The following is a 14,298-nucleotide window of genomic DNA, read 5'->3' as shown; positions in this document are numbered from 1 at the left end:
GCCGGAATCCTCCGGCCGCCATCACGGGTGCCGTCGCCGCCACAATACTGTATAAACATGCGACGATCATCAACCTAAACGATAGGGTTCACATATCATTTACCTGAGGGACCGCTCGGCACCGGGCAGCAGGACGCCGCCCAGGAACACCCCCGGCCTCCAGTCGGCGTCCAGCGCGGCGACCGCGGAGACGACCGCGTCCGGCCGGACGTGGACCACCCACCCGGTCCCGGCCCCGGTGCCCCCGGTCGGGCGGGCGACGTGGTGGTCGCCCTCCGGCTCGGCCGGGGCGGAGGTGAGCAGCAGCACGTCCACGTCGTCGGGGACCTGCTCGCGCAGCGCGGCCGCCGCCTCCCGGACGCGCTCCGCGGGACCGCCGCCCACCAGCAGCGCGTGCCGCCCGGAGGCGAGGTACGCGTGCAGGCTCGTGGCGTCGGTCCCCCGGACCGGGGTCAGGGGGGCGTCGCCGATGCGCCGCCCGGGCAGGGCGCCGCCCACCGCGTCACGGGCCCGCCAACCGGCGGGGGGCGCCGTGACGGCGGGGCTCTCCGACAGGTCCGGGGAGATCTGCGCCAGCTGCGGCACCAGGCGCTTCTCCAGCAGCCCCGAGGCCGACAGGGTCCGCATCAGCGTGTCGCGCACCAGCCGGGCCAGCGGAGACCGCGCCATCCAGGTGCGGGTCTGCTGGTCGGCGCTGCGCACCACCGCCTTGGCGGTCGGGCGGCGCTCCAGCGGGTAGCTGTCCAGCAGCTCCTCCGGCGCGCCCCGCAGCACCGCGGCGAGCTTCCAGGCCAGGTCGAACCCGTCCTGGATGCCCGTGTTGAGGCCCTGGCCGCCGGCCGGGCTGTGCAGGTGGGCGGCGTCCCCGGCGATGAGGACCCGGCCGCGGCGGAACTCGCGGGCCACCCGGGCGTGCACCCGGAAGCGGCTGCGCCACCACACGGTGTCCACGCGCAGGCCCCGCGGGCCGCGCTCGGCCAGCAGGCGGGCGATCAGCGCGTCGTCGGGCGGGGCGGTCTCCCCGTCCGGGGCGATGTCGAAGAACACCCGGTGCCCGCCGCCGGGCAGCGGCACCACCACGAGCACCCCGTCGGGGGTGAGGTGGTACTGGGCCTCCCGGGCCGGGGCCGGGCCGCTCACGACACCGTCCGCCAGCAGGAACACGCGGTCGTAGGTGTCGCCCTCGAAGGCCACCCCCAGGGACTCGCGGACCGTGCTGCGGCTGCCGTCGGCGGCCACGACCCAGGGGACGGCCACCTCCTCCGCCGCCTGCGGCTCGCCCTCGGGGCCCAGGGTGACGCGGACCCCGTCCCCGGCCGGCTCCACCGAGTGGACCCGGGTGGACCACTCGACGGAGCCGCCCAGGGCGAGCAGGCGGTCGTACAGGGCCTGCTCCACCCCGGGCTGGGGCAGGCAGATCGGACCGGGGAAGGCCGTGTCGGCCAGCCCGCCGAAGCGGACCCCGCCGATGCGCCTGCCGGCGGAGAAGTAGGACGCCGACTCCAGCGGCAGGGAGCGGCCGACCACCTCCCGGTCCACACCCAGGCGGCGCAGGACCTCCAGGGCCCCGCTCCACAGGATGAGGGCCTTGGGCTCCTCGGCCACCCCCGCCCGGCGCTCGACCACGCGGCAGGGCACACCGTTCTGCAGCAGGGTGCAGGCGGCGGCCAGCCCCGTGGGGCCGGCGCCGACCACGAGCACCGGGGGGTGCGGGTCGGGGGTGCTCACCGCGCCCCCTCGGCCTTCGCCGGGGCCCCCGAGACCTTCAGGACCGAGGTGATCTCCTCGACGGCCTGGGCGTTGTCCTGGAAGCGGACGGTCGCCATGCCCAGCTCCGCGGCGGGCTTGAGGTTGTCCTCCAGGTCGTCCACGAACAGGCACCGGTCCGGGGTCAGGCCGAGCCGGGCCAGGAGGCGCTCGTAGATCTCGGTGTCGGGCTTGCGCACGCCCTCGTGCGCGGAGTTCACCACGACCTCGAACAGCTCGTCGGCGGGCACGGTCGCCCGCCACAGGTCCTCCCACTCCACGACGTTGTTGGTGAGCAGGGCCAGCCGGTAGCCGTCCATGCTCAGGCCGCGCAGGAAGTCGGCGAACTCGTGGTTGCCGGTGCGTCCGGCGAACCACAGCTCGCCGAAGGTGCGGTCCTCGGGCAAGGCCCATCCCCCTTCGGGCAGTTCGGCGGTGATGGAGGCGACCATCTCCGCCTCGGTGATGGCCCCGACCTCCAGCAGCGCCATGGGGTCGGCGCCGACCTTGGCCGCGGCGGCGCCCATCGCCGTGAGGATGGCGTCGGCGCTCAGGCCGGCCGCCCGGGCGAAGTGCTCCAGGGTCTCGTGGAGCGGGTTGGTGAGGACGCCGCCGTAGTCGCACACGACGGCCTCGATGCGGTTCACACCCACTGGGCCACCTCGATCCGGAACGAGCTGTTGGTCGTGCCCTGCTGGTTGACCCGGACGTCCACGCCGACGACCGGGCCGAACCGCTCGTCGGAGCGGAAGGGGGCCAGGTCGGCCTCCACCGTGGTGGGCAGGTCGTTCTCGCAGAAGGAGGAGAAGGACGCGTCCACCGAGACCGGGACCAGGGTCGCCGGGTCCAGGCCCGCGGAGCGGGCCACGGCGGCCACCGCCACCTGGCGGGCGGCCTCGATCAGGAGGTTGCCGGGCAGGTGGTCCAGCGGGTGGTCGAACAGGTGCGGGTGGTCGTGGTCGGGGACCACGGTGGCCCGCCAGCCCTCGTCGCCGCGCTGGACCGGGTCGGTGATGACGACGTTGCGCGGGTCGCGGCGGCCCACCACGGCGGGCGGGGCCGGGACCGCGCGGGGCGCCGCCGCGTCGCTCCAGTCCAGGGCGTCCCGGCCCTTGGTGCGCAGCGCCTGGTAGGCGGGGCGGCCCACGAAGATGAGCGCTCCGGTGGCCTTGGCGACCTCGGTCCCGTTGATGAGGACGTCGGCGCGGAAGTCGTAGCCGCGCAGCTTGCCCGCCTGGTTGCGGTAGACGTCGGCCTCGGTGCGGATCAGGGCGCGGCCCGGCTCGGGCCCCTGGCGCAGGCCGTCGAGGTCGCCGATGTGCAGCGACATGCGGTGCATGATGAACGCCCGGTCCAGGGGGACGTCCAGGTGCCGGTGCGAGATGAGCACCCCGGTCTGCCGGCAGGCCTCCAGGATCAGCGGGAGGTCGTAGGTGGGCGTCTCCAGCATGACGTGCCCGCGGGGCAGCTGGGCGGCGACGTCGAACGAGTTCTCGCCGGTCTGCCGGGAGTCGGTGACGAAGACCTCCGAGACGGCGTTGCGGTGGACCAGCCCCCGGGGGACGGTCGCGTCGTAGTCGAGTTCCCGGGGCTCCCCGAAGTCGGGGTCCAGGTGGACCAGGTCCCGGTCGGCGGCGTCGGCCGTCGCGGTGGCCTGCGGCCCGGTGGTCGTGCGGTTCATGTCTTCCCTTTCGTTCACATCCCCCTCGGCGGGCGTTCCGCCGAGAGGACACGGGGTTCGGAACGGTGAGGAGGGCGACCCCTGTGGCGGAGGCGGACGGGGAACGGTCCGCCTCCGCCACGGCACCGAGTATCCGGAGGCGACCTGAAGGCGACCTGGAGCACGACCTGAAGGCCCACAGTGAAAAAATTTCACTTCTGACTTCGCACAAGGCGTCCACATGGGAAAATGCGCGTGCAATTGATCATTTCGCCCGATCATCTGTGTTTTGTGATGATCGACACAGGAGATGGCTTCGGAGCCTGTGGTCCACGTTCCCGCCTGCGAAGGGCCGCCCCGCGATGGCGCAGGGAGACTTATCCGTCACTTACAGGTACAGGTCACGTGCTTATGATCGGCTCACCGCACACGGGCGGCGGGCACTCGCCGCCGCGGAGCGGTACTCCGGCCCCCTTCGGAGCAAGGCCTCCGCCACCGACGCCGGAGAGCACCGAACGGGAACGGAGTGCACGAGAAGCTGGAGACGGGTAACGCAAGAATCGCCGGAAGGGCTCCGGAATGATCAGAACCACGCAGGCGGCACCGACGACCGTTTCCGTCCTGGGAGAACTGGAGGTCGTCGGAGAGCACGGTCCCCTGTCCCTGGGCGCCCCCCGACAACGCGCCGTGTTCGCGGCACTCGCGCTCAACGCCGAGCGTGCCGTGACCACCCAGCGCATCATCACGATGGTGTGGGGTCCGAGCCACCCGAACCACGCCGTCAACCTGGTCCACAAGTACGTTTCCGGACTGCGCCGCGCCCTCGCCGCCCTGCCCCCGCACAGGAGTGTCGCCATCGAGAGCGGTCCCTCGGGCTACCGGCTCGTGCCCCAGGCCGGCCAGACGGACCTGGCCCTGTTCCAGACCTGGATCCAGGCCGCGCGCGCGATGCGCGACGACGGCGAGGAGGTGCGGGCCGCCGAGCTGTTCGGCCGCGCCCTGGCCCTGTGGCGGGGCCCCTTCCTGGGCGAGCTGTCCGGCCCCGCGTTCGACGACGAGCGGGAGTTCATGGAGACCGTCCGGCTGGTGGTGCTCGAGGAGTACGCCGCCGTCGGCCTCCGGACCGGCCGCCGGGCCGAGGTGATGGGACCGCTGCGCGACGCGCTGCGGCATCACCCGCTGGAGGAGAACCTGGCCCGGCTCCTCATCCTGGCCCTGTACGAGGAGGGCCGTACGGCCGAGGCCGTCCGCGTGTACCAGGTGCTGGCCACGCGGATGCTGGGGGAGCTCAACGTTCCGCCCCGCCCCGAGCTGCACGACCTCTACCAGGCCATCCGCAGGCACCGGCCGATCGCCGGCGCACGGCGCCTGCAGAACGCCCCCTGACCCGCGTACGGCCGGGCCCGCCGGGAGGAGTCCCTCCCGGCGGGCCCGGTCCCGACTCAGACCCCCGCGGGCACGCGCCCGCCGTCGGCCCGCGCCGGGGCCGCGGGCTCCTCGCCGCCGCCCTCGGAGATGCCGATGCGGTCGTGCAGCCACCGCAGCGGCCGCGGCAGCCACCAGTTCACCCCGCCCAGCAGGCGCATCGCGGCCGGGACCATGACCGCGCGGACCAGGGTCGCGTCCACGAACACCGCGATCGCCAGGCCGATGCCGATGATCTTCAGGAACAGCAGGCCCGAGGTGCCCATCGCCAGGAGCACCACCACGAGCAGGACCGCCGCGCTGGTGATGATCCGGCCCGTGTGCTGGAGCCCCGCCGCCACCGAGCGGGTGTTGTCCCCGGTGCGCAGGAACTCCTCGCGGACCCGGCTCAGCAGGAACAGCTCGTAGTCCATGGCCAGGCCGAACGCCACGATGGTGATGAGCACCAGGTAGGTGGGGTCGATCGTGCCGACCGGCTCGAACCCGAGCAGGCCGGCGAAGCCGCCCTCCTGGAAGCCCCAGACCACCACGCCCAGCGAGGCGCCCAGGGACAGCGCGCCCATCAGGACCGCCTTGAGGGGCAGCACGACCGACCCGAAGGCCAGGAAGAGCAGGAACAGGGTGGCACCCGCGATGAACGCCACGGTGACCGGGGCCGACTCCACGATCGCGGCCACGTTGTCCTGCTGCATCGCCGCGACACCCCCCACCAGGGTCTCCTCGGCGCCCTCCGGGGCGGGCTCGGCGCGGACGTCGGCGACCAGGCCCTTGACCTCGTCGGAGTCGGTCGCGCCCTGGTAGGCGACCAGGACGTGGGCGACGCCCTCGCCGGTGCGCTCCACGCGGGCCAGGGCGACCTCCGGCAGGCCCTCCAGGCGTTCGGCGTACTCCTCCAGCGCCTCCTCCGAGGGGTCGCCGACCACCGCCACGTGCAGGCGGCCCAGGCCGCCCGCCGGGAAGTCCTCGGCGACCGTCTCGGTGGCGATCCGGCTGCCCGCGTCCTCGGGCAGGTAGCGCTGGTCGGTGGTGCCCAACCGCGCGAAGGCCAGGCCGGAGCCGAAGACCACCAGGACGCTGAGGACCGCGACCAGGGACACCGCCGGGCCGCGCATCACGGTGCGGGCCAGGCGGGTCCAGCCGCCCTCCTGGAGGGTCCCGGTGACGGTGCGGCGGGGCAGCGGCAGCCGGAGCCGGTCGATGCGCCGGCCCACCACCGACAGCAGGGCCGGGAGGAACACCAGGGCGGCCAGCAGGTCGAACAGGACCACGGCGATGCCGCCGAAGCCGATGGACTTCAGGATCGGCTGGGGGAAGAACAACAGGCCCGCGAAGGCGATGCCGACGGTGACCCCGGAGAAGGCGACCGTGCGCCCCGCGGTGTCGACGGTGCGGCCGACCGCGGCGGCCACCCCCCGGCCCCGGTCCAGCTCCTCGCGGAACCGGCTGACCATGAACAGGCCGTAGTCGATGGCCAGGCCCAGGCCGAGGATGGTGGCGACGTTGACCGCGAACACCGAGACGTCGGTGACGTGGGTGAGGGCGCGCAGCACCGTGAGGGAGCCCAGAATGGCCAGGCCGCCCACCGCCAGGGGGACCGCGCCGGCGATGAGGCCGCCGAAGATCAGCACCAGCAGGAACAGCAGCAGGGGCATGGTGATGAGCTCGGCGCGGACGATGTCGGACTCGGCGGTCTCGGAGAGCTCGTGCTCGACCGCGATGGGGCCGCCCAGGTGGGTCTCCAGCGGGCCCGACTCCAGGTGCCCGGCCGCGGACTCGTACTGCTCCAGGCGCTCGGTGTGGCTCTCCCCGGTGAGGGTGACGGGGATGTAGGTCGCGTGCATGTCCTCGGAGACGAGCATGCCGCGCTCGGTGTCGGACAGGTCCTCGTCGAGGTAGGTGTCGAAGTCGGCGACGACGTCCCCGGGCATGCCGTCGGCGAGGCGCTGGACGGCCGCGGCGAAGGTGGGGTTGTCGACCTTGATCTCGTCGCTGCGGTAGACGGCGACGATGTCGACGTCGTCGTGGCCCAGCTCGCCCTCGAGGAGGTCCATGGCCCGCGAGGACTCGGCGCCGGGGTCCTCGAAGCCGCTCTCGCTGACGTCGGAGAAGACACCCGAGCCCCAGGCCGCGGCGAAGGCCGCGAAGAGGGCGGTGGCGGCCAGCACCGCCCACCGGAAGCGGTGGACGCCGAGCCCCAGACGACCGAAAAGCCCCGTGTGCGTTGGCATGAGCAGCCCTTTCGGCAAACGGCCTTCATGTCGGTTAACGGCGTTCACTAAAGCGTGCAGGCATTACGATGTCAATATCACCGACGAAAGACCACAAACCGGGGTGTACCGCATCAGATGACGAAACCGCAGCTGGAGCAGGGTGAGCGGGTGCCGAGCCGGCGGGAGCGTGTGCGCGAGGCCACACTCGCCGAGATCAAGGGCATCGCCCGCAGCCACCTCGTCGAGCACGGGGCCGCGGGGGTGTCCCTGCGCGCGATCGCCCGCGAGATGGGGATGACCGCGCCGGGGCTGTACCGCTACGTGTCGGGCATCGACTCGCTGCTGGTGCTCATCACCGCGGACATGTTCGACGAGCTGGCCGCCGCGGTGGCCGCGGCCGACGCCAGCGTTCCGGCCGGGGACACCGACCGGCGGATCATCACCTCGCTCCGGGCGTTCCGGCGGTGGGCGGTGGAGCACCGGGCGGAGTTCGCCGCCATGTTCGGGCCGCGCGCCCGGCTGGAGCCGGGGGTGGACCTGACGCCGGCGGTGGAGGCGGGCAAGCGGTTCGGGGCGACCTTCTTCACCCTGTTCGAGCGGCTGGTCCGCGAGGAGAGGTTCGAGCTGCCCGACGGGCGGTCGATCACGCCGGAGCTGGAGCGGGAGCTGCGGTCCTTCGCGGACCTGTGCGGGTTCGGGGACTCGCGCACACCGGTGGAGGCGGTGATGGTGCTCAGCTCGTGCTGGGTGCGGCTGTACGGGGTGGTGTGCATGGAGATCTTCCAGCACCTGGATTTCGTGATGCGGGACATGGAACCACTTTTCGAGTCCGAGCTTCAGAACGTACTGACAGGCCTGGGCGTTCGGTACGAATCACCCGAAAGCAGCAACACAGTTACTATGGGTAAGTCCGATTAAGCCCCATACTTAGAGGTCTGTGGCACTTGCCGGATTCGCCCCGGGTGGATCCGGTCCTGGCCGGCGCGCCATGGCATGAGAGCGAGGACCGACCCCGTGGAGAACCGACCCGGCGATGAGCGCTTCCGCCCGTCCACCGGCACCCCCTGGGTCCCCGGCACCACCGTCCACGCGTCCCCGCGGAACACACCCCCGGCCCCCGATCACCGGAACACCCCCGCCCCGGACACCCCCCAAGGCACACCGCCTCCCGCGCACACCACAGGAGCCCCGGCACCCCACCAGAACCCCCACGTGCCGGACGGGCCGCAGGGAACACAGGCCCCCGGGCACCCGAACACGCACGTGCCGCCCTACGCCGTGAACACGGGCGGCACAGGAACACCACAGAGCATCCCCACACCGGGCGGCCCGCCGCACACCGCGGCCTCAAGCGACCCCCAGGGGACGCCCGCACCGGGCGTGCCGCCGTACGTGGGCGGAGAACAGGCCATGCCCTCCCCTGCGGCTACACCCCACAATCCCGCCCCGGGCATGCCACCGCACACCACAGCCTCAAGCGACCCCCAAGGCACACCTGCCCCCGGGCAGCCGAACACGCACGTGCCGCCCTATGCCATGAACGCGGGCAACGCGGAGACACCGCAGGGCACACCGGCACCGGGCGGCCCGCCGCACACCGGGGCCCCGGGCGAGCCTCAAGGCACGTCGGCGCCCGGGCACACCACCGGGCACGTGCCGCCCTACGCCGTGGACCCAGGCGGCACGGGAACACCGCAGGGCACCCCCGCACCGGGCGTGCCGCCGTACGCGGGCGGGCGGCAGGGGGTTCCGGCGCCCGGGCACACCACGGGGCATATGGCGCCGTACGGCGCGGGGACGCAGGGCGCTCCGGTGCCGGGTGTGCCGCCGTACGCCGGGGCTCCGGTCCACGGCGGGCCGTGGCACGGCGCGGGCGTGCCGCCGTACGCGCCGGTGTACGCCGGGCCCCCGCAGTGGGGGCCGCCCGCGCCTCCGCCACCGAGGCGGCGCGGGCTCGGGGTGCTGGCGGCGTCCGCGGTGGCGGCGACCGTCGCGCTGGCGGCGCTGGTGGCCAGCGTGGTCATCGTGACCACGACGCCGCGGCCCGAGCCGACCCCCACCGGCGAGAACCTCGCCGCCCACTACGACGACCGGCTGTCCGAGCCGCCCGCCCAGGTCGTGATCGACATCGCCGACCACCCCCTGTACGACGCCGCCACCCCCCAGGAGGTCGCCTGCGACGTCCCCGAGCTGGACACGGCCTCCGACGACTCCTGGCAGGAGTTCGCCACCGCCACCGGCCACTGCCTGGACGAGCTGTGGGCCCCCGTCTTCGACGACCTCGGCCTGAGCGCGGACACCCCCGAGATCACCGTCACCCGGGAGTCCCCCGACTCCGGCGACGAGGAGGGGTACACCCTCGCCTACTACGAGAGCGACTTCGAGCGCATCACCGTGGTCCTGCCCAACGTCCGCACGCTCGGCGAGCAGATCCCCGCACAAGCCCACGAGGACGTGTGGATCGCCCTCATGGGCCACGAGTACGGCCACCACGTGCAGTACGTGACCGGCATCCTCGACATCTCCCACGACCTGCGCCGCAAGTCCTCCAGCGAGGAGGAGGAACTGGACACGCTGCGCCGCACCGAGCTCCAGGCCGAGTGCATGGCCGGGATCGGGCTGCGCGCCATCACCGGCTCCGACGAGCGGTCCCTGCGGTGGGTCAACGAGAACTTCAACGGCGGCGGCGACCTGCCGACCCACGGCACCGCGACCAACCGCGCCCACTGGCTGGAGCAGGGCTGGAGCGACGCCACCGTGGGCGGCTGCAACACCTACGACGCGGCCCCCGGCGAGGTCACCTGATGGCGTCCCGGTAGGCCGCCCAGCCGTGGAGCTTGACCCGTTCGCCGCGGTCCAGCTCCGCGGCGCGGCGGGCCTCGGCGTCGTCGATTCGCAGCCAGGCGCCGTAGTCGCTGCCCTCGACCACCTCCGCGAGGTCGACCAGGTCGGGGGCGGCCGCCAGCAGGGCGGGCGCGTCGTCGAGCAGGGAGCGCACGGTCGCCGCGGCGTCGGACTTGTTGGTGCCGATCACGCCCGTGGCGCCCCGCTTGGCCCAGCCCGCCACGTAGTCCCCCGGCACGACACGCCCCTGGGCGTCGAGCACCCGGCCGTCGCGGTGGGGCACGGTGCGGGCCGCCTCGTCGAAGGGCACGCCCGGGATCGGCACACCCGCGTAGCCGACGGAGCGCAGCACCATGCCCGCGGGCAGGTCGGCGGTCTCCCCCGTGCCGACCAGGCGCCCACCGTCCTCGCGGGTGCGCTCGACCCGAACGCCGGTCACCCGGTCCGTGCCCAGGACCTCCAGGGGCCGGGACCAGAAGTGCAGGCGGACGGCGCGCGGGTGCCCCTTGGGCGGCAGGGCGGCGCGCTCGCTCAGCAGGCGCAGGTTGGTGCGGGCGGCGCGGGCGACCTCGCCGCGGATCCCCGCCGGGTCGATGTCGACCTGGGCGGGGTCCACCACGACGTCGACCTCGGGCAGTTCGAGCAGGTCCCGCAGCTCGGGCGCGGTGAACTTGGCCTGGAGCGGGCCGCGCCGGGCCAGCAGGTGGACGGTGCGCACCCGGCTGGTCGCCAGCGCCTCCAGGACGGGCTGGGGGATGTCGGTGTGCCGCAGCTCGTCGGCGGTCTTGACGAGGATGCGGGCCACGTCCAGGGCGACGTTCCCCGCGCCCACCACCACGACCTCTTCGCTGTCCAGGACGAACCGGAGCATCTCGCTGTCGGGGTGCCCGCAGTACCAGTTGACGAAGTCGGTGGCGGCGACGCTGCCGGGCAGGTCCTCCCCCGGCACGCCCATGCGCCGGTCCGTGGAGGCCCCGGTGGCGTACACGACGGCGTGGTGGGTGCGGGCCAGGTCGTCCCGGGTGACGTCGGCGCCGAACTCCACGCCCCCCGCGAACCGCACGTCGGGGTGCTCCAGGATGCGCCGCAGGGAGCGGGCCACGCCCTTGATCTTGGTGTGGTCGGGGGCCACGCCGTGCCGCACCAGCCCGTACGGGGTGTGCAGGCGGTCGATGACGTCGACGCGGACCGGCACCCTGCGCTGCCGCGTCAGGGAGTCGGCCGTGTACAGTCCGGCCGGTCCGGAGCCGATGACGGCCACCTTGAGCGGTGCGGGTCGTTCCCCGGCGCGGGGATCGTCGGGAGAGGTCATGCCCCCATTCTGGCAGCAGGACCCCTCCCGTCCGGGACGGTCAGGCCGACTTGTCGGCCAGCGCCGGGCCGGCGGCGCCCTCGGTGCGGCGCGAGACCGTCTCGGTGAGCCTGCGCGAGAGCTCCTGCGGGGTCAGGCCCTGCTCCTGGAGGATGGTGTCGCGCTTGGCGTGGTCCAGGAACTCCTGGGCGATGCCGAAGGTGCGCACCGGCACGTCCACGTCGTTGTCGCGCAGCAGGCGGGCCACGGCGTCGCCGACGGCGCCGGTGCGGCCGTTGTCCTCGACCACGGCGACGACGCTGTGCCGGGCGGCCTCGGCGATGAGCGCCTCGTCCAGCGGCTTGACCCACAGCGGGTCGATGACGGTGACGCCGATGCCCTGGTCGGCCATCCGGTCGGCGACCTCGCAGGCGACCTGGGCCATGGTGCCCACGCCCACGATGAGCAGGTCCTCGGAGTGGCCGCCGTCGGCGGCGCGGCGCAGCAGGTCCATGGAGCCGACCTTGCCCAGGGCGGGCAGCTCCTCGGCGACGGCGCCCTTGGGGTAGCGGACGACGGTGGGGGCGTCCTCGACGGCCACGGCCTCGCGCAGCAGGGTGCGCAGGCGCTCGGCGTCGCGGGGCGCGGCCAGGCGCAGGCCGGGGACCACCTGGAGGATGGACATGTCCCACATGCCGTTGTGGCTGGCGCCGTCGTTGCCGGTGACGCCGGCCCGGTCCAGGCAGAAGGTGACGCCCTGGCGGTGCAGGGCGGCGTCCATGAGCACCTGGTCGAAGCAGCGGTTGAGGAAGGTCGCGTACACGGCGACGACCGGGTGCAGCCCGTTCATGGCCATGCCGGTGGCGGCGGTGGCGGCGTGCTGCTCGGCGATGCCGACGTCGAAGATGCGGTCGGGGTAGGCGTCGGCGAACCTGTTCAGGCCGGTGGGGTGGAGCATGGCGGCGGTGATGGCCACCACGTCCTCGCGCTCGGCGCCGATCTCGACCATGGCGTCGGCGAACACCGACGTCCACTTGAGGGCCTTGGAGCCGGGCTTGGCCCGGCCGGTGGCGACGTCGAAGGGGCCGGGGGCGTGGAACTGGTCCTCGTCGTGGTTCTCGGCCGGGGCGTACCCCTTGCCCTTCTGGGTGATGACGTGGACGATCACCGGGCCGCCGAAGTCGCGGGCGCGGCGCAGCGCCTTCTCCAGCGCGGGCTCGTCGTGGCCGTCGATGGGGCCGAGGTACTTCAGGCCCAGGTCCTCGAACATCATCTGGGGCTGGATGGCGTCCTTGATGCCCTTCTTGAGGCCGTGCAGGGCCTCGTAGAGGGGCTGGCCGACCACGGGGGTGCGGTTGAGGGTGGTCTTGGCCAGGTCCAGCGCCTGCTCGTAGCCGGGGGCCATGCGCAGGGAGGCGAGGTGGTCGGCGAGGCCGCCCCGGGTCGGGGAGTAGGAGCGCCCGTTGTCGTTGACGACGATGACCAGGCGGCGGTCCTTCTTCTCCGCGATGTTGTTGAGCGCCTCCCAGGCCATGCCGCCGGTGAGGGCGCCGTCGCCGATGACGGCGACGACGGTGCGGTCGCGCACGCCGCGGACCTCGTTGGCCTTGGCCATGCCGTCGGCGTAGGACAGCGCGGTGGAGGCGTGGGAGTTCTCGATGAAGTCGTGCTCGGACTCGGCCCGGGAGGGGTAGCCGGACAGGCCGCCCTCGGACTTGAGGTTGCTGAAGTCGTGCCGGCCGGTGAGGACCTTGTGCGCGTAGGCCTGGTGGCCCGTGTCGAACAGGATGGGGTCCTTGGGGGACTCGAAGACCCGGTGCAGCGCGATCGTGAGCTCGACGACGCCGAGGCTCGGGCCGAGGTGCCCGCCGGTCTGCGAGCAGGACTCGACCAGGAAGTCCCGGACCTCCTGGGCCAGGACCGGGAGCTGATCGGCCGGAAGCCGCTTGAGAGCTTCCGGATTGTGCATCGACTCGAACAGTGTCACTGTCTCGTCAGTCCCCTCGTCCAGCGTGTCGGTTGAGTTTGCCGCCCCGGGCCCCTGACATGGGCCGGGTTTGGCTACCGGCAGGTATACATACCCGAGTTTATGGTGCGGCGTCCACGGGTCCCGCCCGGCACCGGGCGTGCCGGTGCGGCGGGGCGCACGGGTCGCGCGTCCCCGGCGGAGCGGGCCTCGAACCGCGGGGACACCGCCCCCCGGCACGGTTTTCGGGGTAGATTACCCGTTCCCGGGGAAGTCTTTGCCGTTCCTCCGCCCCGCCGAGGTTATCCGAGGACGGCCTGGACCAGCAGGGCGACGGCCGAGGCCGCGACCACGGCGAGCATGCCCAGGCGCAGGGGCCCGGGCTCGACCCGGCTGCGCAGGGCGACGCCCGCGGCGAAGCCCAGGGCGACGAGCGGGATCCCCGCCGCCCCGACCACCACGGTGCGGGTGTCGAGCTGCCCGCCGATCCCCAGCGCGGTCAGGGAGAGGGCGCCGCCGAACAGGAAGAACGCGGCCAGGGTGGCGCGCACCCGGGCGGGTTCCTCGTACTGGTAGAGCAGGGCCATGGGCGGCCCGCCGATGGACGTGGCGGTGCCCGCGAACCCGGACAGGGCCCCCGCGGCGACCAGGGAGACCGGGGTGATGCGCACCCGGAAGGACCGCAGGGACAGGGCGACGGCGATGAGCACCATGGCGCCGACCGCCCCGGCCAGCGCCCGGGGCGGCAGGGCGGCGACCACCCACACCCCCAGGACCGTTCCCGGCAGGCGGGCGGGCAGGCCCCAGGCGATGCCCCGCCAGTCGACGTGCTCGCGCTCCTGGATCAGGGTCAGGGCCGGCAGGACGATGACGGCGACCAGGAGCGCCCCCGGCACGAGGGTGGGGTCGAGCAGGGACAGGACGGGGGCGCCGACCAGCCCCAGGCCCAGGCCGACGGTGCTCTGCACCACGGCCCCGACGACGATGGCGAGCGCGGCGACGACGGCGAAGGTCCAGATGTCGCCCGCTGGGAGCACCCCGTGTCCGGAGGGCGAGAAGAATTCCGAGAGCACGGGGTGCGACGTTACATCCGCACCTTCCCGGTCGGGTTCGGGAGGTAGGGACATGGGATGTGCTCCTCCTCCGGTCCGCCTCC

At 73.3% G+C, this 14,298-nt stretch carries 10 protein-coding genes; 3 read left to right on the top strand and 7 right to left on the bottom strand.

Features of this window, described 5'->3' with window-relative positions; all coding sequences use genetic code 11:
* Window positions 1–99: 99 nt before the first annotated feature.
* The 3 genes from KGD84_RS11210 to KGD84_RS11200 are packed head-to-tail and all read right to left on the bottom strand — an operon-like array spanning window position 100 to window position 3,427.
* Entirely contained in the window at window positions 100–1,728 is a 1,629-nt protein-coding gene (locus tag KGD84_RS11210; RefSeq protein ID WP_220560221.1) for an FAD-dependent monooxygenase, read from the bottom strand.
* A complete protein-coding gene (locus KGD84_RS11205; RefSeq protein WP_255646450.1) occupies window positions 1,725–2,393 on the bottom strand; it encodes an HAD family hydrolase in 669 nt (222 codons plus the stop codon). The genes KGD84_RS11210 and KGD84_RS11205 overlap by 4 nt, the downstream gene beginning before the upstream one ends.
* Window positions 2,390–3,427: a ScbA/BarX family gamma-butyrolactone biosynthesis protein gene (locus tag KGD84_RS11200; RefSeq protein ID WP_220560219.1), complete on the bottom strand. Its 1,038-nt coding sequence runs from the start codon at window positions 3,425–3,427 to the stop codon at window positions 2,390–2,392. Before KGD84_RS11200 ends, KGD84_RS11205 begins: the two co-directional genes overlap by 4 nt.
* 558 nt (window positions 3,428–3,985) lie before the next feature.
* On the opposite strand from KGD84_RS11200, the gene KGD84_RS11195 reads away from it, so the two are divergent.
* Window positions 3,986–4,792, top strand: a complete 807-nt coding sequence (locus tag KGD84_RS11195; RefSeq protein ID WP_220560218.1) for an AfsR/SARP family transcriptional regulator — start codon at window positions 3,986–3,988, stop codon at window positions 4,790–4,792.
* A gap of 56 nt (window positions 4,793–4,848) precedes the next feature.
* On the opposite strand, the gene KGD84_RS11190 is transcribed toward KGD84_RS11195, so the two are convergent.
* Entirely contained in the window at window positions 4,849–7,059 is a 2,211-nt protein-coding gene (locus KGD84_RS11190) for an MMPL family transporter (protein ID WP_220560217.1), read from the bottom strand.
* A gap of 117 nt (window positions 7,060–7,176) precedes the next feature.
* On the opposite strand from KGD84_RS11190, the gene KGD84_RS11185 reads away from it, so the two are divergent.
* Together KGD84_RS11185 and KGD84_RS11180 are read left to right on the top strand one after the other, a co-directional pair.
* On the top strand, window positions 7,177–7,959 hold the full coding sequence (locus tag KGD84_RS11185) for a TetR/AcrR family transcriptional regulator (RefSeq protein ID WP_220560216.1): 783 nt from the start codon (window positions 7,177–7,179) through the stop codon (window positions 7,957–7,959).
* An 858-nt stretch (window positions 7,960–8,817) separates the two neighbouring features.
* Complete coding sequence (locus KGD84_RS11180) at window positions 8,818–9,846, top strand: neutral zinc metallopeptidase (RefSeq protein WP_220560215.1); 1,029 nt, start codon at window positions 8,818–8,820, stop codon at window positions 9,844–9,846.
* Here KGD84_RS11180 and KGD84_RS11175 read toward each other — a convergent pair.
* From KGD84_RS11175 to KGD84_RS11165, 3 genes are all read right to left on the bottom strand, one after another.
* Window positions 9,839–11,197 carry an FAD-dependent oxidoreductase gene (locus KGD84_RS11175; RefSeq protein ID WP_220560213.1) on the bottom strand — a complete coding sequence of 453 codons (1,359 nt, stop codon included), beginning with the start codon at window positions 11,195–11,197 and terminating at the stop codon, window positions 9,839–9,841. The genes KGD84_RS11180 and KGD84_RS11175 overlap by 8 nt on opposite strands.
* A 40-nt stretch (window positions 11,198–11,237) precedes the next feature.
* Window positions 11,238–13,163, bottom strand: a complete 1,926-nt coding sequence (dxs, locus tag KGD84_RS11170; RefSeq protein ID WP_220560211.1) for a 1-deoxy-D-xylulose-5-phosphate synthase — start codon at window positions 13,161–13,163, stop codon at window positions 11,238–11,240.
* 281 nt (window positions 13,164–13,444) lie between these two features.
* Entirely contained in the window at window positions 13,445–14,215 is a 771-nt protein-coding gene (locus tag KGD84_RS11165; protein ID WP_370634468.1) for a TSUP family transporter, read from the bottom strand.
* Window positions 14,216–14,298: the final 83 nt, after the last annotated feature.

This window comes from Nocardiopsis changdeensis, from assembly GCF_018316655.1.
GTDB classification, from domain to species: domain Bacteria; phylum Actinomycetota; class Actinomycetes; order Streptosporangiales; family Streptosporangiaceae; genus Nocardiopsis; species Nocardiopsis changdeensis.
Note: the sequence above shows the minus strand (reverse complement) of the source record. Positions and strands in the feature narration are given on the sequence as shown.

Excerpts from the sequence above, each read along its gene's own strand:
- KGD84_RS11175 (WP_220560213.1), bottom strand. The coding sequence starts at position 11,197 with ATGACCTCTCCCGACGATCCCCGCGCCGGGGAACGACCCGCACCGCTC.
- KGD84_RS11185 (WP_220560216.1), top strand. The coding sequence starts at position 7,177 with ATGACGAAACCGCAGCTGGAGCAGGGTGAGCGGGTGCCGAGCCGGCGG.
- KGD84_RS11180 (WP_220560215.1), top strand. The coding sequence starts at position 8,818 with ATGGCGCCGTACGGCGCGGGGACGCAGGGCGCTCCGGTGCCGGGTGTG.
- KGD84_RS11190 (WP_220560217.1), bottom strand. The coding sequence starts at position 7,059 with ATGCCAACGCACACGGGGCTTTTCGGTCGTCTGGGGCTCGGCGTCCAC.
- KGD84_RS11195 (WP_220560218.1), top strand. The coding sequence starts at position 3,986 with ATGATCAGAACCACGCAGGCGGCACCGACGACCGTTTCCGTCCTGGGA.
- KGD84_RS11200 (WP_220560219.1), bottom strand. The coding sequence starts at position 3,427 with ATGAACCGCACGACCACCGGGCCGCAGGCCACCGCGACGGCCGACGCC.